Source organism: Herbaspirillum camelliae, from assembly GCF_001929405.1.
In the GTDB taxonomy this organism is placed as follows: domain Bacteria; phylum Pseudomonadota; class Gammaproteobacteria; order Burkholderiales; family Burkholderiaceae_D; genus Herbaspirillum; species Herbaspirillum seropedicae.
This window is the reverse complement of record NZ_KV880769.1, coordinates 1278292-1302673: the sequence shown is the minus strand read 5'-3', so window position 1 is coordinate 1302673 and position 24382 is coordinate 1278292. Positions and strand designations below refer to the sequence as shown.

Genomic DNA, 24382 nt, shown 5'->3' with positions numbered 1-24382 from the left:
TTTACTTCTTCCAGATTGTTAAAGAACAAAAACAGCCATTGATCGTAAAAGATCAAACCTAAATCACTACGTCTTGCGTTGGCGACGCTGACTTAGGTTTGATATTTCTTGGTGGAGGTTGACGGGATCGAACCGACGACCCCCTGCTTGCAAAGCAGGTGCTCTCCCAGCTGAGCTAAACCCCCGAAACCTTGGTGGGTCTGGTTGGGCTCGAACCAACGACCCCCGCGTTATCAACACGGTGCTCTAACCAGCTGAGCTACAGACCCGCTTGGATCAGTATCAGTAGCCAGTCGATGACGTTGTGTCACGGACCGCGCTTCACCAAATAACTGTTCTTTGAATTACAGCCGATAAGTGTGGACGCTTAACTTCGTGCGCACTCTAGAAAGGAGGTGATCCAGCCGCACCTTCCGATACGGCTACCTTGTTACGACTTCACCCCAGTCACGAATCCTACCGTGGTGAGCGCCCTCCTTGCGGTTAGGCTACCCACTTCTGGTAAAACCCGCTCCCATGGTGTGACGGGCGGTGTGTACAAGACCCGGGAACGTATTCACCGCGACATGCTGATCCGCGATTACTAGCGATTCCAACTTCATGGAGTCGAGTTGCAGACTCCAATCCGGACTACGATACACTTTCTGGGATTAGCTCCCCCTCGCGGGTTGGCGGCCCTCTGTATGTACCATTGTATGACGTGTGAAGCCCTACCCATAAGGGCCATGAGGACTTGACGTCATCCCCACCTTCCTCCGGTTTGTCACCGGCAGTCTCATTAGAGTGCCCTTTCGTAGCAACTAATGACAAGGGTTGCGCTCGTTGCGGGACTTAACCCAACATCTCACGACACGAGCTGACGACAGCCATGCAGCACCTGTGTGATGGTTCTCTTTCGAGCACTCCCAAATCTCTTCGGGATTCCATCCATGTCAAGGGTAGGTAAGGTTTTTCGCGTTGCATCGAATTAATCCACATCATCCACCGCTTGTGCGGGTCCCCGTCAATTCCTTTGAGTTTTAATCTTGCGACCGTACTCCCCAGGCGGTCTACTTCACGCGTTAGCTGCGTTACCAAGTCAATTAAGACCCGACAACTAGTAGACATCGTTTAGGGCGTGGACTACCAGGGTATCTAATCCTGTTTGCTCCCCACGCTTTCGTGCATGAGCGTCAGTGTTATCCCAGGGGGCTGCCTTCGCCATCGGTATTCCTCCACATATCTACGCATTTCACTGCTACACGTGGAATTCTACCCCCCTCTGACACACTCTAGCCGTGCAGTCTCAAATGCAATTCCCAGGTTGAGCCCGGGGATTTCACATCTGACTTACACAACCGCCTGCGCACGCTTTACGCCCAGTAATTCCGATTAACGCTTGCACCCTACGTATTACCGCGGCTGCTGGCACGTAGTTAGCCGGTGCTTATTCTTCAGGTACCGTCATTAGTAATAGATATTAGCTACTACCGTTTCTTCCCTGACAAAAGAGCTTTACAACCCGAAGGCCTTCTTCACTCACGCGGCATTGCTGGATCAGGGTTGCCCCCATTGTCCAAAATTCCCCACTGCTGCCTCCCGTAGGAGTCTGGGCCGTGTCTCAGTCCCAGTGTGGCTGGTCGTCCTCTCAGACCAGCTACTGATCGTTGCCTTGGTAGGCTTTTACCCCACCAACTAGCTAATCAGATATCGGCCGCTCCAGGAGCATGAGGTCTTGCGATCCCCCACTTTCATCCGTAGATCGTATGCGGTATTAGCTAGTCTTTCGACTAGTTATCCCCCACTCTAGGGCACGTTCCGATATATTACTCACCCGTTCGCCACTCGCCATCAGGAGCAAGCTCCTATGCTGCCGTTCGACTTGCATGTGTAAGGCATGCCGCCAGCGTTCAATCTGAGCCAGGATCAAACTCTTTAGTTTAATCTCTGTTTTGTGCCATTTCTGGCTACCCCGAAGGGCATCGCTCTCTCAAAATACTGACAGGTAATTTCTTGCGATCTTACCTATATTTCTTGTGAGCATTTAATGTTTAAAGTTTCCAGAACCGAAGTTCTGTCGCACTTCATTAAACGCCCACGCTTATCGGCTGTTAATTTTTAAAGATCTTGTCTGTCGCAAACGCGCTTGGCGCTGTTTGCATCGCTGCGAATCGTTTTGTTCGTCAGCAGCAGAGAAACGAGATTATGTAGCAGCTTGTTTATCGCGTCAACTACTTTTTTGCGATTCGTTTTAAATTTTTTCGTCTTCGCTGAACTTACCGCTTCGACTACTTCCATTTAAAACGCCCTACAAACTGCCCCACTACTCATTGCTTCGCCGACATCTGTCGCTTTGTTTTTCAACTTCGCTTCGTGTGTCGCGTCAGCAGGGGGCGAACTATAGCAACCCACCTGCAGCCGCGCAAGCCCTTTTTGAAAAATAATTGAAATAATTTAGAAAACAGCCCCGACGCCCTCACCGTCATCGCTCGCAAACCCAGAAGGGACAAGGCTTTCAGCAGGAAACCCATTACCTTCAAAGGCAAAATGAAACCGGGCCGCCCCTGACGGGACGGCCCGGTTTCATTTCTTCCGGGTGTTGCGGGGCGCTTAAGCTGCCTTGACCGTCAGATCGCTCTTCACGTCCCGTACACCTTCAATACCTGCGACCAGTTGCAAGGCGTGCTGTCCCAGTTCGGCGCTAGGCACCGATCCCTTCAGTGTGACCACACCGTCCTTGGTACTGACGTTGATCTTCATTGCCGAAACCTGCTTGTCTTCCACCAGGGCGGCCTTGACCTTGGCGGTGATGACAGAGTCATCAATATAGGCCCCCGCCTTCTGGGCGGTCACCGGTGCCGCGCGATCAGCGGCCTGAACTGCCGGAGCAGCCGCAGTTACCAAAAGACTGGCAGCCAGCAGGCGGGCGACGAAGGTGGTCTTTTTCATGGTCTATCTCCTTATTGATCAGTCATCGTGGCAGCGCTCTATATAGCGAAAGAACATTGCTCTCTATATAGGCGCCTCTGCCACTGGTATCGCAAAGCCCGTGCCAGCAGGAATTTTCCTCAATGAATTCAATAACTTGGCGATCTCGCAAAGAAAATGGGCCTCTGAATGACCCGCTCCAAACCGCTTTTCTGTCGCCGAGGGAGGACAATTTCCCCCCGTTGAAGAGATTAAGTCCCTGATTTCAAAGCCCTTCTTCTTGTCGTCAAGCGACGACAGCCTCTTCCCCACCACGGAAACGCCGGGGATCCAGTCCATTCTTCTGCAACAGGCGATAGAACTCGGTACGGTTGCGATCAGCCAGCCGGGCGGCGTCAGACACGTTGCCGTCGGTCAACTTGAGCAAGCGGATCAGGTAGTCCCGCTCGAACTTCTGCTTGGCCTCGGCGTAACGCAACAGATCGAGGGTCGGCGTGCGCAGGGCGCGCTGCACCAGCGAGGCCGGGATCAAGGGCGCGGTGGACAAGGCGCAGACCTGCTCGACCACGTTATAAAGCTGGCGCACATTGCCCGGCCAGTGCGCCAGACTCAATATCTCCAGCGCGTCGGGGGCAAACCCGGTGAGGCGCTTGGGATACTTGGCCGCAATGGTCTTGAGGAAGTGATTGGCCAGCAGCGCGATATCCTCACGCCGTTCTTCCAACGCCGGCAGGTGCAGCGTCACCACATTGAGGCGGTAATAGAGATCCTCGCGGAACTGTCCTTCGCGCATGGCCGCTTCCAGATCGCGATGGGTGGCCGAGATGATGCGCACATCGACCTCGCCGGCTTGGTTGGCACCGACCTGGCGCACCGTCTTTTCCTGCAATACCCGCAAGAGCTTGACCTGCAGGGGCAAGGGCATGTCGCCGATCTCGTCGAGGAACAGGGTGCCGCCATGGGCGGCCTGGAACAGTCCCTCGCGATGCTCGACCGCGCCGGTGAACGCCCCCTTGACGTGGCCGAACAGCTCGGACTCCAGCAACTGCTCCGGGATGGCGCCGCAATTGACGGCGATGAAAGGCTGCTCGGCGCGTGGGCTGGTGCGATGGATGGCGCGCGCCAGCAGCTCCTTGCCAGTGCCGCTGTCGCCCCGGATCAGGATGCTGGCGTCGGAGGCCGCCACCAGCCGGGCCTCGGCCAGCAGTTCGGCCACCCGCTGGCTGCGGCTGAGGATGTCGGCCCGCCACGACTGGTCCGGCGACAGCGGCGCTGGCGCCGTCAGACTCAGCGCCTGGGCGACCTTGTCGAGCAGCACATGAGCGTCGAAGGGCTTGGTCAGGTAGGCGAAGGCGCCCTGGGTGGTGGCGTCCACTGCATCAGGGATGGTGCCATGCGCGGTAAGAAGGATCACGGGCAAGGCCGGATAGCGGCTGCGGATCTCGGCGAACAGGGCCAGCCCATCCATGCCGGGCAAGCGCACATCGGTGATCACCAGGGCCGGCAGCGAGATGGCCAGCTGAGCCAGCGCGGCCTCGGCGCTCTCCACGGCCAGGATGCGGTAGCCGCTGGCATTGAGGCGCAGCGTCAACAGGCGAAGCAGGTCGGGATCATCATCGACCAGCATCAGGGGGGCAGTCTTTCCCATCGGGACTCCAGTTCCATGAAAGGAACGGCCCCGACGGCGATGGCGAATGGTCTTACTTGCCGCCGGCCGGCAGGGTCCGTTCTATGTTCTTGAGCGCCTCCAGCTTGTCGTTCAACTGGTCGACCTTGCGCTGCGCTTCCTTGGCCTGCACCGAGGACTTCTCGGCACTGTCGGCCAGGCGGCGCAGATCGGCGTATTGTCCGACCAGCAATTGCACCAGAGGCTTGAGCTTCTCCGCTTCGACGCTGTTATCGGCCATGACGTTCCATAGCTGGGCTTCGGCCTTGGCCAGATCGATGCCGTCACGGGTCAGCGCCAGGGCCATGGCGCGCCTGACCAGATTGGCCGGACCGGCAGGATAGGTGTTGATGCGCTGCAGTTCACGGCCCAGCTCGGCCGACGTCATCTTGCGCAACTGGGCGTGATAGGCCAGCAACTCGTCGATGTTGCTCGAGGCGTGGATGAGCTTGACGGTGGAAGTCGGTGCATCAGGCTGCACAGCGCAAGCCGACAGGAAAAGGCACGAGGCCAGGATCAGGATCTTATTTTTCATCAGGCAACTCGATTCGGAAATGCGCCCCGCCCTCGCGGGGCACCAGATACACCTTGCCGCTATGCGCCTGCACGTACTCGCGCACGACCGACAGACCAATACCATTACCGCGCCGCGCGGCGGTGGGCTGGTTCAATCCTTGGTAGAAGGGTTCGAAGATACGCGCCGCGTCAGTGGGCGCCACGCCCGGCCCCTGATCCACGCACTCCACCCGCACCAGGCCCGGCGCCTCCGAGAGCAGGAAGCGGATGAAGCCGCCCTGGGGGCTGAAGCGCACGGCGTTGGACAACAGATTGGCCAGGACGATCGCCATCTTCTCCGGATCGACCACCACGGTACGAGCCCCCCCCTCGATCTCTACCTTCAGCTCACGCGCCAGCCATTGCAGCCGCTGGTCGTCGATCACCTTGTGCAGCAAGGCGCGCAGGTCTACCGGCACCGGATGGATGCGCTGGGCGTCGAAGGAGACTTCGTTGTAGCGCAGCAGGTCTTCGATCTGGGTCTGCAGGGACTGGGTATTCTGGCGCAGGATGCGGGCGATCTCGCGCTGGCTGTCGGTCAACTGGCCGGCCACGCCATCGTCGAGCAGGGCCGCGCCTTCGCACAGTGCCGCCAGCGGGGTCTTCAGTTCATGGGAAACATGGCGCAGGAAGCGGGACTTTTCCGCCTCCAGGTCGGCCAGGCGCTGGCGCAGCCAGTCCAGCTGCTGGCCCAGGCGGCGGATGTCGGCCGGGCCGCGCACATCGATGGGCTGGTCGAAACGATTGTCGCCCAGGCGCCCGATGGCCTGCTCCAGCCGCGCCATCGGGCGCGACAGCCAGAGTCCGAAGCAGAACGCCAGCAAGACCGCCAGCACGATGGCGCCAACCACCTGGGCGGTCAGCATCTGGCGTTGCTGTTCCAGCGCGGCCGACAAGGCGTTGTTGCGGCGGTCGACCTCGCGCCGGCTTTCCAGGGCGATGCGTTCGTTCAGGGCCGGCAGGCGGGCAAAATCCTGGAACAGCCTGGCCTGCTCGCCCTTGTCCTTGCGGCTGTCGGCGTCGAGTACGCCGGCGGCTTCATCCACGTACACGCTCCATTGCCCGAACAGCTCGCGCGGGGCCTTGGGCAGCGAATCGGCCAGTTCTCCCAGCGCCTGCCGGGCCTGGTCACGGGCTTCATTGAAACGGTCATGGAAGGCCGCGTCGTCCAGCACCAGGTACTGGCGCGCGCTGCGCTCCATGGCCACGGTGCGTTCGGCCAGCCGTTGCGCGGCTTCGGTCAACTGCACCGCCTGGCGCGCGGTCTCGCGGCTGTTGGCCGACATCCGGTCCAGCGTGAACAGGGCGTGGATGGACGTGCCGCTGAGCAAGGCGGCAATCAACAGAAAGGCCGCCAGCAGCAGCTGCCGGAAAGACAGGCCAAGATAGCCCGACGGGCGTGCCGGCGCGGCGTGCGGCGTAGGATGATGCTCGATGGCGTTCAACATGCGATTGATCTCGGTCCCTCAAGACTTGCTTCTCTATCCGGACTGCCAGGGTCGGCAGTCCGGCCCGCAAGATGCCGACGGGAAACATCGGACACCGTCTTGCGGGCACACATTGTAATCAAGTTGCCGCCTTGCAGGACATCGGCCCTGCCGCAGCAGCTCAGCCTTGCGGGCCGAGGAAGTCCAGCAGCATGAGCGCCACCACCTTGGTGGCCTTGCGCAGGTCGTCCAGGGCCAGGTTCTCGTCGGCCTGCTTGGCATTGGATTCCATCAAGGTGCGCGGGCCGGCGCCGAAGAGCACCGCCGGAATGCCCTGCTCGCCATACAATCGGGCGTCGGTATAGAGCGCCGAGCCGTTGGTGGTGAGGGTCTCGCCCATGACCTCGCGGGCATTGCGCAAGAGACTCTCGACCAGCTTCTCGTGCCCCGGCAGCGGGCGCAGCGCGCGCGCCAGCAGCAGGCGGCGGATCTCCACGCGGATGCCCGGCAGGCCCGCCACCGCATCCTCGATCAGCTTGCGCACGCCGGCCTCGACCTCGGTCGGGTCTTCCTCGGGAATCATGCGGCGATCCATCTTCAGCACCACCTTGCCCGGCACCACATTGGTATTGGTGCCGCCATCGATGCGGCCCACGATCATGGTCGGATGGGTGATGCCGGGAATGGCCGAGCGAATCTCCTTGAGACCCGGCAGCGCGCCGTAGATGGCGTTGAGGATGGCCGTGGCCGCCTGCAGCGCATCGTGGCCGGTCTCGGGCATGGAGCCATGGGTGGCGCGACCATGCACGGTGACCTCGAACTGCAGGCAGGCATTGTGGGCGGTCACGACGTTGTAGCTGAAGCCGGCCGCCAGCACGTAGTCGGGGCGGGTCAGCTTCTGCTCCAGCAGCCAGCCGGGACCGAGCAGGCCGCCGAATTCCTCGTCATAGGTGAAATGCAGCTCGACGCCGCCGTGCAGCGATGCGCCCACCGCTTCCAGTGCGCGGGTGGCGAACAGGTAGCTGGCGAAGTCGCTCTTGGAGACGGCCGCTGCGCGGCCATAGATGCGGCCATCGGCGATCTCGCCGCCATAGGGGTCATGGGTCCAGCCTTCGCCCGGCGGCACCACGTCGCCATGCGCATTGAGCGCCACGGTCGGACCGCCATCGCCATAGGGACGACGCACGATCAGGTTGGTGATGCTCTGCATGCCATAGTCGGCCACCTGCTGGGCGGGCACCACATGCTTTTCCGCCGCCCAGCCCCAGCCTGCGACCAGCTCGGCCACCGCATCGGCGTGCGGGGCGTTGTTGCCCGGCGGGGTATCGGTGGGGATGCGGATCAGCTGCTGCAACACCCCGACCTCTTCGTCGAAATGCTGATCGATCCAGGCGCACAGGCGCTGCGACAACTGCTCTTTGGACATGCTCACGACTCCATCATCAACAGGCCGGCCACGCCGGCGCAAAGCAGCATCATAGCGCAGCCGGCACGCCAGGTGACCGCAGCCAGCATGCGCCGGCGTTCCCCGCTATCATTGAGCGGCTGTGACGCCCTGTGCGTGACGGCAGACCTTGCCGGCCCGCGCGCCCGTGCGCCTTGCTGCGCCCCCATCAAAAATCCAGAAGAACCACCATGTCCTCGCAGCCTACCGCCCCCGGCACCGCCGCTCCCAGCCCTCACCTTGTCATCGCCGGCGAAGGCCTGCCGCCGGAACAACGCGGCCGCGCCATCCTGGCGCTGGGTATCGCCGTGGGCCTGGCCACGCTCGACACCGCCATCGCCAACACCGCCCTGCCCGCCATGGCGCTGGACCTGCAGACTACGCCGGCGGCCTCGGTATGGATCGTCACCGCCTACCAGCTGGCCATGATGGTGGCCCTGCTGCCCCTGGCGGCGCTGGGCGAGATCATCGGCTATCGCCGCATCTATATCTGGGGACTGGTGCTCTTTACCGCCGCCTCGCTGCTGTGCGCGGTGGCGTGGTCGCTGCCCACGCTGGTGATGGCGCGCTTCCTGCAGGGACTGGGGGGCGCGGGCATCATGAGCGTGAACACGGCGCTGATCCGCTTCATCTACCCGACCCGCTCGCTGGGACGCGGGGTCGGGCTCAATACCCTCATCGTGGCCATCGCCTTCACCGTCGGCCCCTCGGTGGCCTCGGGCATCCTGGCCATTGCGCCCTGGCCATGGCTGTTCGCGGTCAATGTCCCGCTGGGTGTACTGGCGGTGGTGCTGGCCGTGCCGTCCTTGCCCCATACCAGCCTGGCCCGGCACGCCTTCGACCTGCGCAGTGCGCTGCTCAATGCGGCGGCCTTCGGGCTGCTGATCCTGGCCATCGGCGAAGGCGCCCACCAGGCCCAGGCCAGCGTGGTCGGACTGGAACTGGCGGCGGCCATCCTGTGCGGGCTGTTCCTGCTCAAGCGCGAACTGTCGCATCCTGCCCCCATGCTGCCAGTGGACCTGTTCCGCCATCCCATGTTCTCGCTCTCGGCGGTCACGGCGGTGTGCTCCTTCGCCGCGCAGGGCCTGGCCTTTGTCTCCCTGCCCTTCTTCTTCCATCATGACCTGGGCCGCAGCCAGGTCGAGATCGGCCTGCTGATGACGCCCTGGCCAGTGGCCGTGGCCATCATGGCCCCCATTGCGGGTCGCATGTCAGACCGCTACCCGGTGGGCATGCTGGGTGGCGTCGGGCTGGCCTTGCTGTGCGCGGGCCTGTTGTCGATGACCTTCATGCCTGCCAGCCCCAGCGTATGGGAAATCAGTTGGCGCATGCTGCTCTGTGGCATGGGCTTCGGCTTCTTCCAGTCGCCCAACCTCAAGGCGCTGATGACCAGCGCGCCACCTCATCGCAGCGGCGGTGCATCCGGCATCGTGGCCACCGCGCGCCTGCTGGGCCAGAGTGTGGGTGCCGCGCTGGTGGCGCTGTGCTTCAACCTGTCGCAGACCCAGGGCTCGCGCCTGGCCCTGGGATTCGGTGCGGCATTCGCCGGTGCAGCCTGCATCGCCAGCTTCCTGCGCCTGCTCACGCGCAACCCCTACGCGCCGCCGCCAAAAAAATAATTTTTCGCGTTCCTCCGCAACAGCGCCACTCGACGGATTCTCAGGCGGTGGCTGCGTTAGCGCACGCTTGTGCAAGCTGCCAATGCTCGCCGTCATTAACTTTCTGCGCGTCAACAGTTAAGAGAAAAACACGAAATATAGTCTCAAAAGTGGACCATCAATCAAGCTAAAGGAAAACGCATTCTGATACGATAAAAAACAGACAACTCATCCATGCAAGCTGGATGGTCTGATGCAGCATCCAACAATTAACGGCGTCCATTTCATCAAAAGAAATCCAAACGCTCCCAGTACGGCAACCAGCCACGGGTCAAGCCTGAAGTCGATATGTTGAAATCCATCGCCCTGGACCAGCTCAGACTGGGCATGTACATCCATTCCATCCCCGGTGGATGGATCAGTCATCCGTTCTGGCGCAAGTCCTTCAAGGTCGAGACGCTGGAAGACCTGCAAACCCTGCGCGACTGCCCTATCGACACCGTCACCATCGACACCGCCAAGGGACGCGACGTCACTCGCGAAGACGTGAAGGAAGACGACGCGGACCAGGACGCGGACGCTCCCGCCGCGCCGCCGGCCGATCCTGCCACCCCCAAACCCGCCAGCCGCACCGATACCGCCATCGAACGCGAACGCGCGCAGCGCATCATCTCGTCCTCCAAGTCCACCGTCCTGCACATGTTCTCGGAAGCGCGCATGGGCAAGGCCATCGACGTCAAGGATGCAGCCGAACTGGTCACCGAGATCACGGCCTCGGTCTCGCGCAATGCCGATGCCCTCATCAGCCTGGCGCGCCTGAAGACCACTGACGATTACACCTACCTGCATTCGGTGGCGGTCTGCGCCATGATGATCTCGCTGGCCAACCAGCTGGGCATGACGCCGCAGCAGACCAAGCAGGCCGGCATGGCCGGACTGCTGCACGATGTGGGCAAGATGGCCGTGCCGCTGGACATCCTCAACAAACCCGCCAAGCTGACCGAGGAAGAATTCGCCTCGGTGCGTCTGCACACCGTGCAAGGGCACGGCATCCTGCAGCAGATCGAGGGCATCGGCGAGGTACCCCTGGATGTGTCGCTGCATCATCACGAAAAGATCGACGGCAGCGGCTATCCCTTCAACCTCAAGGCCGACAGCATTTCGATCATGGCCAAGATGGGCGCGGTCTGCGACGTCTATGACGCCATCACCTCCAACCGCCCCTACAAGGCCGGCTGGGACCCGGCCCGGTCGATCCGCCACATGGCCTCCAGCGCCGGCCATTTCGACCCGAGTACGATGGAAGCCTTCGTCAAGGCCATCGGCATCTATCCCTCCGGCTCCTGCGTGATGCTGCAATCGGGACGGCTGGGCGTGGTGGTGGACCAGCGTCCGGACCACCTGCTCACACCGCGCGTGAAGGTGTTCTACTCCACCGCCAACCGCATGCCGCTCAAGAGCGAGATCATTGATCTCTCCCACAGCACCGACAAGATCACGGCCTATGCCGATCCGGCCAAGTGGGGCATTCGCAACCTGCCCAGCATCGAATTGCTGTGACACGCTGACACCGCGACAAAGCAACAGAACGACAAAGCCAAGGGAAGACCAACGAAAAAACGGCGCCGCAAGGCGCCGTTCTGCATGGTACATGGTGGACGGCGCGCGGGATCACGACCGCACCGCAACGTCACCAGAAATTACGCTCAGTCACGCTGCGCGAACGCTGCCGTGGAGGCCAGTTCATTGAGCAGGGCCACGGTGGAACAGGACGACACATCGTAGGGATTGAGTTCGCCGGAGACCGAATACTTCAGCAGCAGCGAGCGGTTGATCTTGTCCAGCCGGATCTTGCCCATGGTCCAGGACGAATACTGGCGCTCATCGATGGACTCATAGGCCAGCAGGATCACGTCCTGGTGGCGCTCATCGCGCAGCAGGCGGCCATAGAGGCGATTGACCTGGTCACGCCCGCCTTCGAGCACCTGCACGAAGATCGTATCGCTGTAGCACAGCACCCCGGTGATGCCCTGCTGCGGATTGCGCTGGCGCGCGCTGGCGAGGATGCCGTCGATGGTCTCATGGGAGATGGTGGCGCAAGCGCGGCTTGCATAGATCAGGCGAACCAGCATGATTAACCTCGTTGACGTTGGGTGATCAAAGCCAGGAATTCACGGCGCAGGTTGGCGTCGCGCAGGAAAGAGCCGCGCATGACGCTGTTGATCATCTTCGAATCCATGTCCTTGACGCCGCGCCAGTGCATGCAGAAGTGATCGGCTTCCATGACGATGGCCAGGCCGTCCGGCTGCAGCTTCTGCATCAGCAGGTCGGCGGCCTGCGAGACCGCTTCTTCCTGGATCTGCGGGCGGCTCATCACCCACTCCAGCAGGCGTGCATACTTGGACAGGCCGATCAGGTTGGAATGCTCGTTGGGCATCACCCCCACCCAGACCTTGCCCATGATCGGGCACAGGTGGTGCGAACAGGCGCTGCGCACGGTAATGGGGCCGACGATCATCAGCTCGTTGAGGCGCTCGATGTTGGGAAACTCGGTGACCGGCGGAGCGGCCTGATAGCGGCCCTTGAAGACTTCATTGAGATACATCTTGGCCACGCGCTTGGCGGTGTCCTGGGTGTTGTGGTCACTCTCCACATCGATGACCAGGCTCTCCAGCACCGCGGCCAGCTTGCCCTGCACTTCGGCCTGCAGCTCTGCCAGCTCGCCATCCTTGATGAAGGCGGAGATGTTGTCATTGGCGTGGAAGCGCACGCCGGCGGCCTTGATGCGCTGGCGGATGCGGGCCGACACCAGTTGCTCATGCACGCTGGGTGCAGCCACATCCTGGATGGCCTGGGCCGGTTTTTTTTCTGTTGCCATGATGGAATGCGGCCGCGCCAAAGGCGACCGCCGAGTTAGGGAATGAGCGCCATTATGCCCGGAAACGACGCGGTGTATCGGCAGCAGCAGGAGTCAACCCGCGTCAACCCGGGGTCATTGCGCCTGCTTCCGGATGCGCTCACTTAACTGCCATTGATGTTTGTTTTCCGCTCTTTACATGCGGCTAACCGCTGCTTACATGCTTCCCACCCATCATCCATGCACACGCAACCGCGCGCGAGGCACCGCCAGCGGCGTCGCGTCGCGCCAGGCATCCAGCCGGGCCGCCACAGGGGGAAATTGCCATGCACATCCAAACTCGTCTTGCCGGCGCCTGCACGCTGGCCGCCTTGCTCTCAGCCTGCAACAGTCCAGCACCGATGGTCAATGGACCGACCAGCGTACGGCCCGCCTACCAGGTCGCCAACGTGGAAAACAATGGCGCCATCTTCCGCGTCTCCAGCGCCCAGTTGTTCGAAGAACCGACCACCTATAACGTGGGCGACATCATCAAGATCGATATTTCCGAATCCATCAGCAGCAGCAACAAGGCTTCCACCAACAACAGCCGCGACAGCTCGCTCAAGCAAAAGGGGCCGGGTTCGGGAGCACCGCTGGGCGGCCTGTTCACGCAGCTGTACGACGCCGACTACTCGGCCTCGGGCAACAACACCTTCAAGGGATCGGGCGACAGCAGCAATACCAACACCATGAGCGGCACGCTGATGGTCTCCATCGTCGAGGTCCTGCCCAACCGCAATCTGGTGGTGGCCGGCGAAAAACGCATCGGCGTCAACGGCAACATCAACACGCTGCGCTTCTCGGGTGTAGTGCGTACACGGGATATCCGGGGCGGCATCGTGGCCTCCTCCAACGTGGCCGACGCGCGTCTGGAACAGGTCGGCGGCGGCTCCATCGCCGACGCCAGCACCGATGGCAACTTCTTCCGCCGCCTGCTGACGATCTGGTAAGCCGGATCGGGAAGCGGACGAAAAAAAACGGCAAGCGCGCTTGCCGTTTTTTCATTCCTCATCGTCTTCCATCGCCTTCTGCCGGGGCGGCCAATGACACTGGCCTCAGCCTCTGCATCCGCTAGTAGCCGCTGAAGCCATTGCGCTGGTTGTCGGGCAGATTGTCCGCCACGATGGGATTGCCCGGGAAGAGCGCATCGATGAGCGGGGCCAGCTTGTCCCCGGGTGAAGCCCACTTGTCCTGGCCGAATGAGCCCAAGCGATACTGCGCCATTCCGAGCACGCGGCCATCGCGGCGCAAGGTCAAGGCGGCGTAGGTGAGATAGGGTGTGTAGGCTTCGGTGAAGGCCTTGGTGTCCCACTTGACGTAGCCCACATAGGACAAGGTCACCGGGCAGGCCAGCGCCTGCGTGCCCGCGTCATAGACGCGGCTCTGCACGCCATGCCTGAGCAGCTCGCCCTGCAGCCCCGGCACGAAATCGCTCAGGGCTACCGAGCCATTCCATTCGATGCAGACATCGCGGATCGGATCCTTGTTCAGGACGATGGGATTCTGTGTGGTATTGGGCGTCATCGCCTTTACGCCCGAAGCCGCCGAACCGACCAGGCCGACCGCGTCCATCAGGGCGTTTCCCGACGTGACGATGCAGCCGGACAGCGACGTCGCCAGCAAGGCTGCAGTGATGATGGTGCGCATGATGCTCTCCCCCGAGCAGGACCCGTCTTGTCGAGTCACGGATCACAGGCTGCCCATCATAGCGGCGCGCAATCACGCGCCCGTGCCGTTTTACCTTCATTTACGCTCACGCGCAGAACTCTTTACAGCGTAACTGAATACGTCAGCAATACTGGGCGGGCGATGGCGCTGCTGGCACAATAGACGCATCCCCCGTTCCCTCAAGGAGACCACCATGTCACGCCATCATCCCCGTCCCTGCTCCCGCTTCCTCGCCCCCTTGCTCGCGGCACTGGCCCTGGGCGGCGTGCTGCACAGCGCGCAGGCCGACACCCTCAAGACCGAGACCGAAGTGCGCGCCCTGGCCGACAAGGTCATGGCCGAAGCTGGCGCCGGTCGCACCGACGATGCCTATGGTCTGCTGTCGCCCTATTCGCTGGTGGACATCCGCGCCCTGGAAAATGCCCGCACCCAGGCCCGCAGTTCACGCATGGCCATCGAAGCGCTGGTGGGCAATTCGGTGGGCTATGAATTCATCCGTTCCGAGAAAGTCGGCCAATCCCTCCTGAAGCTGACCTATATCGAGAAGACCGAGCGCCAGGCCATCCCCTGGATGTTCATCTTCTACAAGGCCCCCACCGGCTGGGCGGTGAGCACCTTCAGCAATGGCGCCGATGTGGATGCGCTGTTCGATCACTGAGGGCACACAGGTGAAGACCCTTTTTACAGCCACGGCATTGGCGTAAAACCGGGTAAGCACACTCCTCGCCTCACAGACCAGCAGTTACGCTTTGCTTGCCGCTGTCATGCCACAAGGCAACACTGTCATGAGCGCAGCGGCATCACGGGTAGAGGGAGGGGGATCTCATGCATACATCGGAAAACTTCGCGCACCTGCGCGTAGGCGCGCTCACGGCCTGCCTGGCCATGGCTGCACTGGCGGGTTGCGCCAGCACCAGCGACATCCAGGTCGGTGAACAGGACATGTTCATGGTCGCCGCCACCGGGGTCAGCTACACCATGTCCATTCCGGCGCTCACTGCCGCCGCCAAGGAAAAGGCCTACGACTTCTGCGGCAAGCAGAAGATGAAGGCCGACCTGCGCCAGCTGGTACGCGGCTGGCGGCCGATGCAGGTGGAACTGTATTTCCGCTGCCAGCCCGAAGGCACCAGCCTGCAAGCGCTGCTGGACTAGAAAGCAGGTACGGCAAGCGCGCTCAGTGCGCGGGGAAATCACGCTCGCGCAGGGCTTGGCCGGACGCATCGAAACCATCGGCCAGCCGCACCCCGGCCACGCCCAGCGAGGCCAGCGCATCGGCGGCTTCCCACAGCGCATCCTGGCCATCGTCGTCGAGCCTCAGCTCGCTGCGGGCCAGTACGCCGGTCGTGCCGCGTAACACCACCAGCAGGCGCCTCTCGTCGTCCTCTTCCTCGAGCGCGACCACTGCCGTGGCCTGGGCCGGTTCGACGCCCGCGGCGGCCAGGCCCTGCTCCAGCTCGGAGAGCATCTGCAGGGTACGGTACTCGGCATTACCCGTACGCTTGGCGCCGTGCAACAGGTCCTGGTAGAGGAAGTGCAACTGGCATTGCGCCCCCTCACCTGACTGGCCAGTCAGGCATTGCTGCATCAAGGGCGTGATCTGCTGGCTCCACTGGCGGAAGCGCTCGGCGCGCTGCTCGAAGTAGGCGTCGGCAGCGGCTTCATCGGCGGGCACGACATAGAAGGGATCATCCAGATCCTTGAGCGCAAAGCCCAGCAGGAAGCGCAACTCCAGCGCCTCGTCGTCGGCGCTGAAGGTAGCGGCGGGCCAGCCGCGCATGCTGCGTTCGATGGCCGGCACGCTCATGACCTTCTTGTCGGTCAGCGAGGCGAAGGCGTCGCGGTTCATGGCCTCGACCTCGCTGAAGCTCAGGGCATTGATCTCCTCGGGATGATAGAGGTGATGCACCAGCACCACGCGCGCCTTCGGGCTTTCCAGACCGGCCTGCTGCAGGCTCTCGCGCAGGGCGTCGAAGGCCTCGCCATCGGCCAGGGCCTGCTCCTCGCGCAGGCCGCCGCGTGTGCGCACCAGCATGGGAATGAGGAAGGCATTGATCTCCATTTCCTTCTCGCCGCGGCGCAGGACGACGATGTCGGCGCTCTCCTCCACCACCTCGCGCAGGAAGCTGTGCCCACGCGCGTCGTCATAGCGTAATTGTTCCAGCGCTTCATAGAGCGTGTCGTCGTCGCGCTGGCGCAGCGCGTGGCGCACCATGCGTTCCAGTTCATCCTGACCGACGCGGCGGCCCTGGCGATCCACGGCGCTGGCGGCCACGGCGGTGGCCAGCGCGACCATCTGCTGCACCCGCAGCTCATCCTCATCCATCGACGCCGAGGCGGCATGGGCGTTGTGCTGACGTCGCCGCGACGCTTCGGTGGCGACATGGGTCTTGGGCTTGTCGCGCACCGGACCCTGCACTTGCGCACGAGGTGCGGCGGCGGGCTTGGGGGCGTTGGGCTTGCCGGTCTTGTTGGGCTTAGGCGCTTTGTTCGGATTGCCGGAGGGGCGCTTGGGTTCGTTCATGATGGTGATGTCCTCGCTCAGTTCAGCGGTACTCAGTTCAGCGGTAATTTGTCAGCGGCGGCGCGGCCGGGCAAGGTGGCCAGCAGCATGCCGGCCAGTGCGATGGCGAAGGCGCCGGCCTGCAGTGCCGAGAGGCTTTCGCCCAGCACCAGCACGCCCACCAGCGCCGCCGAGACCGGCAGCATGACGGTGAAGACGCCCGCGCGGGCCGCCGGCACCACCTTCAGTCCGGTCATCCACAACCAGACCGTCCAGACGCTGGCGGCCAGCCCGTAGAACAGCAGCAGCAACCACATATTGGCCGGCACCGCGCCGAAATCGAAATGCAAAGCAGTGTACAGACCCATGGGCGTCATCAGCAGCAGACCCCACAGGTTGATGACCGCACTGATGCGCTTGGGTGTCAGCACAGCGGTGAGCTTCTTGCCGATGACGGCATAGGCGGCCTCGCACAGGACGGCGCAGAAGACCAGCCCATTGCCCAGCCAGACATACTGGCCACCGCTGGCCGCTGAAGCGCCATGGCTCTCCTTGGCCAGCGACAGCAAGCCGATGCCAATCGCCCCGCAGGCCACCGCGCCCCAGACGCGCAGGCTGATCTTTTCCTTCAGGAAGATCCAGCTCATCACCGCCACCACAGCAGGGATGGCCGACATGATCACCCCTGCCGAGACCGCATTGGTCATCGACACGCCTGTAATCATGCTCAGCGTAAAGAGGAAATTGCCGAGGAAGGATTCGAGGAAGACCAGCCAGCGCGATTGCGTGGAGAGCGGCTGTTCAGATGCCGGTTTCTTCAGCCAGCGCAGCATGGCCACGGCGCCGATGCCAAAGCGCAGCCAGGCCAGCAGGAACACCGGCAGCATCGCCGCCAGCGGCTTGGTCAACGCTACGTAAGCGCCGACCAGGGACATGCTCAGGATCAGGCAGCCGTAGCCCATGGGGCGGCTGGGGGTGTAGCTCATGTTCGGTTCGGATGTCGTGTCGAGACCGGCGGCACGAGGGACGCTGGCCAGTGAATGGAGCCAGCATTTTACCTGCTCGAAGCATCTGAACCCCGAGCGCTTGCCCCAGACACATCATCCGAACGCGTTTTCCTGCCGATGTCAGGCGTGCTCGACTGCCGCACCGGCCCGAAAGCCCGCCCCCACATGCTCCTGCGGCAAGGTCGCGCCGCGCTGGAAGAGCTTCTCGCGCAGCGTGCCCTGCGCATATTCGTGCTTGTAGGAACCGCGCTCCTGCAACACCGGAATGACCAGCCCGACGAAGTCCTCGAAACTCTCTGGCGTGACCGTGCGGGTCAGGTTGTAGCCGTCGATGCCGGTGTCGGCCACCCAGCTCTCCAGCTCGTCGGCCACCCGGTCAGGCGCGCCGACGATGCTGGCGTAGCGGCCGCCCAGTTCGAGTTGCTGCAAGAGCTTGCGCTTGGTCCAGTTCAGCTCCGGTTGCGTGACCACCTTGGTTAGCGATTCGATGGCGTTGGTCTTGGCGGGCCGGATCGGTTCGTCCAGTTCGTACCGCGAAAAGTCGATGCCGGTGCCCGCCGAATAATGCGCCAGGCCGGCTTCGGGACTGGCGTAGCGGGCATATTCGCGGTAACGCTCCTGGGCTTGCTGTTCGGTACGCCCCGTCACCACAGTGATGCCCATGAAGATCTTGATCGCATGCGGATCACGTCCCTCGCGCACCGCGCCGTCGCGGATGCTCTGCACCAGCTTGCGGGTAGCGTCCTTGCTCTGACTGGAGATGAACACGCACTCTGCATGGCGCGCGCCAAAGGCTTGCCCGCGTCCAGACGAGCCAGCCTGGTACAGCACCGGCGTGCGCTGGCGCGACGGTTCACTGAGATGGATGCCCTCGACGTGGTAGTAGTCGCCGTGATGCGCGATCTTGTGCACCTTGGCCGGATCGGCATAGACACGGCGCGCACGGTCGCGTACTACGGCGCCGTCCTCCCAACTGCCCTCCCAAAGCTTGTAGACCACTTCCATGAATTCATCGGCGCGGTCATAGCGCTGGTCGTGTTCCAGCTGTTCATGCAACCCCATGGCGCGGGCGGCGCTGTCGAGATAGCCGGTGACGATGTTCCAGCCCACGCGACCTTTGCTGAGGTGGTCCAGCGTGGACATGCGGCGCGCAAACAGGAACGGCGCTTCGTAGGTCAGGTTGGCGGTCACCCCGAAGCCCAGGTGCTCGGTCACGGCGGCCATGGCCGGGACCAGCATCAGCGGATCATTGACGGGCAGCTGGATGGTCTCGCGCAGGGTCAGATCGGTATTGCCCTGGTAGACATCGTAGACGCCCACGATATCGGCCAGGAACAATCCATCGAACTTGCCGCGCTCCAGCAGACGCGCCAGGTCGGTCCAGTAGGCGATATCGGTATAGTCCTGCGAGCGGTCGCGCGGATGCGTCCACAGGCCGTGGTTGATGTGGCTGACGCAATTCATGTTGAATGCGTTGAGACGGATTTCCTTCTTGGCCATGCGCGCTCCTCAGACTCAGATGGCGCCGTGGCGCGGCGGCTTCTTGCCGTTGAGCACGTAGTTGCCGATGGCGTGGTATTTCCAGCGCACCGGATCATGCAGCGTATGCGTGCGGGCATTGCGCCAGTGGCGGTCCAGATTGTGTTCGGCCAGGGTCGATTGCGAACCGGCCAGTTCGAACAATTTGCTGCCGGCGGCCAACGACACTTCGGTGGTCAGCACACGCGCCTCGGCCACGGCGATGGAGGCGGCGGCGACACTGTCTTCGTCCGCTGCGGCGGCGGCAGCATCGACCTTGCGGCCCGCCCGGCGCAGCAGTGCTTCGGCGGCGTGCAGCTGGATGGTCAGGTCGCCCACTTCGCGAATGGTCAGCGGGTCGTCGACGGCGCGTTCCACGCCGCTGTCCACCCAGGCACGCGAGCGGGTGCGCACGAACGTCAGCAGGTCTGCATAGGCGGCACGCGCAATACCGAGGTCGATGGCGGCGTGCTGGATCTGCGCCATCGGTCCGATCTGCGTGGGCCGCGAGAATGCCGTGGCAAACCCGATCACCGCATCGGCGGGCACATGCACGTTCTCGAACACGGCGCTGCCGCTGCCGGTGGTGCGCTGGCCGAAGCCGGACCAGTCGTCGACGATGGTCAGGCCCGGTGCATGGCGCGGCACGATCGCCAATTGCTGCACGCCGTCGTCGTCGATCACCGAGGTCGGCACCCAGTCGGCGTAGAGCGCGCCGGTGGCGTAGAACTTGCGGCCATGGATGCGATAACCAGGACCATGTTCATCGCGGGTGAGCCGGGTCTTGCGGTCGTGCGAGGTCTTGGTGCCGAGTTCGGCCAGGGCGTTGCCGAAGCGGTCGCCCTGCAGCACACGTTCGAAGAAGAAGCGCTTCTGCGACTCGCTGCCGTTGACGCGGATCAGTTCCACCGCATAGAAATGGTTTTGCGGAATCTGGCCGATGGAACCGTCCGCGGCCGAGATGGTGGCGATGACTTCGGCCAGGGTGCCGTAGCTCACCCCGGCTCCGCCATATTCCTTGGGCACCGTGATGCCCCACAGGCCCGAGCGCACGTAGCGTTCCAGCTCGTCCCAGGGGAGCTTGCGTTCGCGGTCGCGCAATGCGGCTTCGCGGCTGAAATCCTCGGCCAGCTTGCGGGCCGCAGCGATGGCTTCGGCGTCATCGCGGATACGCGCTACCAGGCGCGGCGGCGTGCCCGAGGGCGGCGGCGGGAATGAATCCAGCGTGGTGATGGAAGCGTGGGCGGCGGCAGTCTGGGTCATGATGATGGGCGTTCGACGATGAGGGAAAGCACGGACCTGGACTCAGCTCCAGGAGTGGCGCGGCGGCGGTGTGCCATTGAGGGCGTAATTGCCGACGGCGAAATACTTCCAGCGCACCGGGTCATGCAGGGTGTGGACACGCGCATTGCGCCAATGGCGATCGAGGTTGTGGCTGGCCAGGGTGGCGGCCGAACCGGAGAGTTCGAACAGCTTTTCCGACGCCAGCAAGGCCAGCTCGGTAGAGAGCACCTTGGCTTCGGCCACCGCCACCGAGGCTTGCGCCATCTGCTCGAAGCTCAGCTGCGCCGGCAGGCTGTCGAGCAGCGCGGCGGCGTCCTCCAGCAAGGCGTCGGCGGCGTGCAGGCGCAGGCTCAGGTTGCCGATGTCGCGCAGGATGTAGGGATCATCGCTGGCGCGTTCCAGGCCGCTGTCCACGTAGGGACGCGAGCGGGTAGTGACGAAGGCGATGGTGTCCTGCACGGCGGCATGCGCGATGCCGGCATCGATGGCGGCCTGGATCAGCTGCGATACCGGGCCGATGTTGTTGGGCTGTTGCAGCACGTCCTTCAACGGCAGCACCTGGGCAGCCGGCACGCGCACGTTGTCGAACACCACCGTGCCGCTGGCCGTGGTGCGCTGGCCAAAGCTGGACCAGTCGTCGATCACGCGCACACCCGGCGCATCACGGCGGGTGTAGACCACCAGCGGCTGGCCGTCGTCATCGAGGGCGCGGCTGGGGATCCAGTGCGCATAGAGCGCGCCAGTGGAATAGAAGCGCGTGCCATTGAGCAGGTAGCTGCCATCGCCTGCCGCACGGTCGAGCGTAGCGCGGGTGCGCACGTCGAGCACGTTCTTGCCGTTGCGCTCGGGGCCGGCATTGCCCAGGCGCGCGCCGTCCAGCACTTCGGCGAAGAACAGGCGCTGTTGCTCGGGGCTGGCCAGCCTGGCGATCAGGTTGAGGTTGCCGAAGTGGTTCTGCGGGATCTGGCCGATGGAAGGATCCGCGGCGGAGATCAGGCGAATCACCTCGGCCACCGTCTGCCACGACGCGCCGATACCGCCATGGGAGCGCGGCACGGTGATGGCCCACAGCCCGCTTTGCGAAAAGCGTTCGATCTGCTCGAAGGGAAGAATGCGTTCGCGGTCGCGCTGGGCTGCGCTCGGGGCGAACTCGGCCGCCAGTTCTGCGGCCACCTGCAAGGCGTGCGACTCGCTGCTGATGCGCTGGGCCGGGCGCTGGCCGGCACGGCGGGTGGATTCGGGGATGTGCGCGGACATGACCACTCCTGATGGATAGTGCGGGCGGCGCTCATCGGCGCACGCGAGGGGTCTCATTAGAGCAAAGCGGGCTGTGAATCCGAACGAAGCATTGCGCATGTGCTTGCTTGGTTTTTGCATGCCGCGCAGGGCGCAGATGCTTATGCAGAAACTGCATGAGGGCCCGGCAAGCCCATCCACACTGTGTTTTCAACCAGTATCGGGACCTGAAATGGGTTAGAATGCGCCGACGTTTTACTTACGTCTTTATCAAGAAACACCGCCATGCTCACCCTCACCGAACTCGAAGATGCAATCAACTACTGGCGCCAGCAGCGCCCGGCCAGCGGAGAGGAGTGTGCACTGTCCCCCGAAGTCAATGCCCTGGCGGGTCTGTACGCAATGATGATCTTCCATCGCCGCCATGAAGTGGACCTCGAACAGATCGACGCCCAGGCGCGCCAGCTCATCGAGGCCTGGCTGGCCAGTTGATCGCCGGCCAGCGCCATCTCTTCATCGTCACGTTGCCGTAAGCGCGTTATCCTAGACTGCTTCTGAACGTTCCCGCCGTAGACGGATCAGCCAGGGAACTCCCTGAAAGGATGAACGATGCGCAAAGCCCCCGAACAAACGCCCCCGTCCGGTCGCCGCAAGGCCGCTGCCGCCCCTGTGGCCGAGAAGCCCCGCGTGGCGCTGGTCTTGCAGGGCGGTGGCGCGCTGGGCGCCTACCAGGCGGGCGTCTACCAGGCGCTGCATGAGCACGATTTCACGCCGGACTGGGTCGTGGGTACCTCGATTGGCGCGATCAACGCCGCGTTGATCGCCGGCAATCCACGCGAAACCCGCATCGAGCGCCTGCGCGAATTCTGGGAAACCGTCGCCCACCCCGACCTGCTGGACCTGCGCACGGTGCCGGACACGCTGCGCCCCTGGGCCACCCGGCTGACCACCATGGACACCTTCCTGCGCGGCACCCCCGGCTTCTTCCGGCCGCGTCCGCTCAACGCCTTTGCACTGGGCCTGCCGGTGCCGCCCGAAGAGGCCAGCTTCTACAGCACCGCCGAGCTGGAGCAGACCCTGTCGCGGCTGGTCGATTTCGATTATCTCAATGGCCAGTCGGGGATCCGCCTGACGGTCTCGGCGGTCAAGGTGTCCTGTGGCACGCTGGTCAATTTCGACAGCCGCGAGCAAGCGCTGGGGCCGCAACACGTCCTGGCCAGCGGCGCCCTGCCCCCCGGCTTTGCGCCGGTGCGCGTGGAGGACGAGCTGTACTGGGATGGCGGGCTGTATTCCAATACCCCGCTGGAAGTGGTGCTCAATGACGCGCCGCGCAGCAACCTGATTTGCCTGATGGTGGACCTGTGGCATGCCGACGGGCCCGAACCGCGCACGCTGGAAGAGGTGGTCACCCGCGAAAAGGACGTCACCTTCGCCTCGCGCTCGCAGCGCCATATCGATGCCTATCTGCAGCAATACCGCCTGCGCCGCGCCGCCCATGATCTGTACAAGCGCCTGCCGCCAAAGATGCTGACCCAGCAGGACCGCCAGATGATGGCCGAGCTGGACGCCGACACCACCATCCACATCGTGCGCCTGGCCTATGCCGGGCGCGACTGGAACATGGCTTCCAAGGACGTGAACTTCGCCCGGGGCTCGGTACAGTGGCGCTGGGAACAGGGTTACCAGGACGCCCTGCGCGGCATCGCCCTGAGCCAGGAAGACTCCTTCGGCCAGAGCGAGGCCGGCATCGTGGTCCATGACCTGCCCAGTGGACAGACCCATGTCGCCGCCGGGTAAAAGAACCGAACGTTCGGATTGATTCCCCGCAAAGCCAGGCTGGGCGGGCCGTCGCATAATTCAGACGGGTTGCAAATTATTTTGTGCAATGCACAAAATACCTCTTGATTTCACCAAAGAAGTGCATAAAATAGGAATTGTTGCGGCGCACAAATCACTTGCAGTCTGATTGATTCTGGTCCGAGCCGCTCCCCAAAGCCGATTCCGGCTGCTTTATTGCCCATTACCAAGGAGATGACCATGTTCTCGTACCAAGACCAGTTTTCCGCCGCTACCAAAGCCAATCTGCAAGCCCACCTCGACCTGATCAACAGTCTCACCGCCAAGGCCTTCGAAGGCGTGGAAAAGATCGTCGAACTGAACCTGTCGGCCACCAAGGCGACCCTGGAAGAAGCCGCTGCCGCCGCCAAGCAACTGGCCGGCGCCAAGGATCCCCAGGAACTGCTGTCGCTGGCCACCGCCCAGGCCCAGCCGGGCGCTGAAAAGGCGACTGCCTATGGCCGCCACCTGGCTGGCATCGTGTCCTCGACCCAGGCTGAATTCACCAAGGCAGCCGAAGCCCAGATCGCTGAAACCAGCCGCAAGCTGTCGGCCCTGATCGATGAGATCACCAAGAACGCGCCTCCGGGTTCGGAACAGGCGGTCTCCATCCTCAAGGCCACCCTGACCAACGCCAACGCTGCCTACGAGCAACTGTCGAAGAACTCCAAGCAAGCCGTGGAAACCCTGGAAGCCAACCTGGCCAACGCCACCAAGCAATTCACCGCTGCGGCTGAAAAGACGGTCGCTTCGACCCGCGCCAAGAAGTAATCCGCGCCAGCCAGCTTCAAAACAAAACGCCGCCCCGGGGCAACCGGAGCGGCGTTTTGCATTGGG

General features: G+C 62.9%; 22 protein-coding genes, 2 tRNA genes and 1 rRNA gene. 8 read left to right on the top strand and 17 right to left on the bottom strand.

Features of this window, described 5'->3' with window-relative positions; translation table 11 throughout:
- Positions 1-109: 109 nt before the first annotated feature.
- From BGK68_RS05895 to BGK68_RS05860, 9 genes are all read right to left on the bottom strand, one after another.
- Positions 110-185, bottom strand: a tRNA-Ala gene (locus BGK68_RS05895).
- A gap of 7 nt (positions 186-192) precedes the next feature.
- A tRNA-Ile gene (locus BGK68_RS05890) sits at positions 193-269 on the bottom strand.
- Positions 270-388: 119 nt separating this feature from the next.
- Positions 389-1921: ribosomal RNA gene (locus tag BGK68_RS05885) — 16S ribosomal RNA — on the bottom strand.
- A 176-nt stretch (positions 1922-2097) separates the two neighbouring features.
- The gene (locus BGK68_RS27330) at positions 2098-2277 is read right to left on the bottom strand and encodes a hypothetical protein (protein ID WP_143432923.1); all 180 of its coding nucleotides are present in this window, start codon (positions 2275-2277) and stop codon (positions 2098-2100) included.
- A 312-nt stretch (positions 2278-2589) separates the two neighbouring features.
- Positions 2590-2928, bottom strand: a complete 339-nt coding sequence (locus BGK68_RS05880; RefSeq protein ID WP_075256301.1) for a BON domain-containing protein — start codon at positions 2926-2928, stop codon at positions 2590-2592.
- Between the two features lie 265 nt (positions 2929-3193).
- Positions 3194-4555: a sigma 54-interacting transcriptional regulator gene (locus tag BGK68_RS05875; protein ID WP_075256300.1), complete on the bottom strand. Its 1362-nt coding sequence runs from the start codon at positions 4553-4555 to the stop codon at positions 3194-3196.
- A gap of 52 nt (positions 4556-4607) precedes the next feature.
- Positions 4608-5108 carry a hypothetical protein gene (locus tag BGK68_RS05870; protein WP_075256299.1) on the bottom strand — a complete coding sequence of 167 codons (501 nt, stop codon included), beginning with the start codon at positions 5106-5108 and terminating at the stop codon, positions 4608-4610.
- Positions 5098-6576, bottom strand: coding sequence for a HAMP domain-containing sensor histidine kinase (locus tag BGK68_RS05865; protein WP_075256298.1), 1479 nt, complete (start codon positions 6574-6576; stop codon positions 5098-5100). The genes BGK68_RS05870 and BGK68_RS05865 overlap by 11 nt, the downstream gene beginning before the upstream one ends.
- A 160-nt stretch (positions 6577-6736) precedes the next feature.
- Positions 6737-7981, bottom strand: a complete 1245-nt coding sequence (locus BGK68_RS05860) for a M20/M25/M40 family metallo-hydrolase (protein ID WP_075256297.1) — start codon at positions 7979-7981, stop codon at positions 6737-6739.
- Between the two features lie 209 nt (positions 7982-8190).
- Between BGK68_RS05860 and BGK68_RS05855 the strand changes: the two genes are divergently transcribed.
- Together BGK68_RS05855 and BGK68_RS05850 are read left to right on the top strand one after the other, a co-directional pair.
- Entirely contained in the window at positions 8191-9618 is a 1428-nt protein-coding gene (locus tag BGK68_RS05855) for an MFS transporter (protein WP_075256296.1), read from the top strand.
- A gap of 327 nt (positions 9619-9945) precedes the next feature.
- Positions 9946-11157 carry an HD-GYP domain-containing protein gene (locus BGK68_RS05850; protein WP_075256295.1) on the top strand — a complete coding sequence of 404 codons (1212 nt, stop codon included), beginning with the start codon at positions 9946-9948 and terminating at the stop codon, positions 11155-11157.
- Positions 11158-11303: 146 nt separating this feature from the next.
- Here the strand turns inward: BGK68_RS05850 and BGK68_RS05845 are convergent, their stop codons facing one another.
- Both BGK68_RS05845 and folE read right to left on the bottom strand, forming a co-directional pair.
- Positions 11304-11729 carry a BLUF domain-containing protein gene (locus BGK68_RS05845; RefSeq protein WP_075256294.1) on the bottom strand — a complete coding sequence of 142 codons (426 nt, stop codon included), beginning with the start codon at positions 11727-11729 and terminating at the stop codon, positions 11304-11306.
- 2 nt (positions 11730-11731) lie between these two features.
- Positions 11732-12475, bottom strand: a complete 744-nt coding sequence (gene folE, locus BGK68_RS05840; protein WP_075259694.1) for a GTP cyclohydrolase I — start codon at positions 12473-12475, stop codon at positions 11732-11734.
- Between the two features lie 305 nt (positions 12476-12780).
- Here folE and BGK68_RS05835 point away from each other — a divergent pair, with 305 nt between their 5' ends.
- The gene (locus tag BGK68_RS05835; protein WP_075256293.1) at positions 12781-13446 is read left to right on the top strand and encodes a flagellar basal body L-ring protein FlgH; all 666 of its coding nucleotides are present in this window, start codon (positions 12781-12783) and stop codon (positions 13444-13446) included.
- Positions 13447-13567: 121 nt separating this feature from the next.
- Here the strand turns inward: BGK68_RS05835 and BGK68_RS05830 are convergent, their stop codons facing one another.
- Positions 13568-14143: a cell division protein FtsI gene (locus BGK68_RS05830; protein ID WP_075256292.1), complete on the bottom strand. Its 576-nt coding sequence runs from the start codon at positions 14141-14143 to the stop codon at positions 13568-13570.
- 214 nt (positions 14144-14357) lie between these two features.
- Here BGK68_RS05830 and BGK68_RS05825 point away from each other — a divergent pair, with 214 nt between their 5' ends.
- Both BGK68_RS05825 and BGK68_RS05820 read left to right on the top strand, forming a co-directional pair.
- Positions 14358-14822 (top strand): hypothetical protein, encoded by a 465-nt coding sequence (locus tag BGK68_RS05825; RefSeq protein WP_075256291.1) that lies wholly within the window; start codon positions 14358-14360, stop codon positions 14820-14822.
- 167 nt (positions 14823-14989) lie between these two features.
- Positions 14990-15316, top strand: coding sequence for a hypothetical protein (locus BGK68_RS05820; protein ID WP_075256290.1), 327 nt, complete (start codon positions 14990-14992; stop codon positions 15314-15316).
- Between the two features lie 22 nt (positions 15317-15338).
- On the opposite strand, the gene BGK68_RS05815 is transcribed toward BGK68_RS05820, so the two are convergent.
- The 5 genes from BGK68_RS05815 to BGK68_RS05795 all read right to left on the bottom strand — a co-directional run bounded on the left by BGK68_RS05815 (position 15339) and on the right by BGK68_RS05795 (position 21730).
- The gene (locus BGK68_RS05815; RefSeq protein ID WP_075256289.1) at positions 15339-16685 is read right to left on the bottom strand and encodes a DUF2863 family protein; all 1347 of its coding nucleotides are present in this window, start codon (positions 16683-16685) and stop codon (positions 15339-15341) included.
- Positions 16686-16717: 32 nt separating this feature from the next.
- On the bottom strand, positions 16718-17650 hold the full coding sequence (locus BGK68_RS05810) for a DMT family transporter (protein WP_075256288.1): 933 nt from the start codon (positions 17648-17650) through the stop codon (positions 16718-16720).
- 141 nt (positions 17651-17791) lie between these two features.
- Positions 17792-19171 carry an LLM class flavin-dependent oxidoreductase gene (locus tag BGK68_RS05805; RefSeq protein WP_075256287.1) on the bottom strand — a complete coding sequence of 460 codons (1380 nt, stop codon included), beginning with the start codon at positions 19169-19171 and terminating at the stop codon, positions 17792-17794.
- Positions 19172-19186: 15 nt separating this feature from the next.
- Positions 19187-20452 carry an SfnB family sulfur acquisition oxidoreductase gene (locus BGK68_RS05800; RefSeq protein WP_075256286.1) on the bottom strand — a complete coding sequence of 422 codons (1266 nt, stop codon included), beginning with the start codon at positions 20450-20452 and terminating at the stop codon, positions 19187-19189.
- 42 nt (positions 20453-20494) lie between these two features.
- A complete protein-coding gene (locus tag BGK68_RS05795) occupies positions 20495-21730 on the bottom strand; it encodes an SfnB family sulfur acquisition oxidoreductase (RefSeq protein WP_075256285.1) in 1236 nt (411 codons plus the stop codon).
- 264 nt (positions 21731-21994) lie between these two features.
- On the opposite strand from BGK68_RS05795, the gene BGK68_RS05790 reads away from it, so the two are divergent.
- The 3 genes from BGK68_RS05790 to phaP all read left to right on the top strand — a co-directional run bounded on the left by BGK68_RS05790 (position 21995) and on the right by phaP (position 24316).
- Entirely contained in the window at positions 21995-22201 is a 207-nt protein-coding gene (locus BGK68_RS05790) for a DUF3717 domain-containing protein (protein WP_008333821.1), read from the top strand.
- Between the two features lie 117 nt (positions 22202-22318).
- Complete coding sequence (locus BGK68_RS05785) at positions 22319-23506, top strand: patatin-like phospholipase family protein (RefSeq protein ID WP_075256284.1); 1188 nt, start codon at positions 22319-22321, stop codon at positions 23504-23506.
- A 240-nt stretch (positions 23507-23746) separates the two neighbouring features.
- Positions 23747-24316, top strand: coding sequence for a TIGR01841 family phasin (gene phaP, locus BGK68_RS05780; protein WP_013236669.1), 570 nt, complete (start codon positions 23747-23749; stop codon positions 24314-24316).
- Positions 24317-24382: the final 66 nt, after the last annotated feature.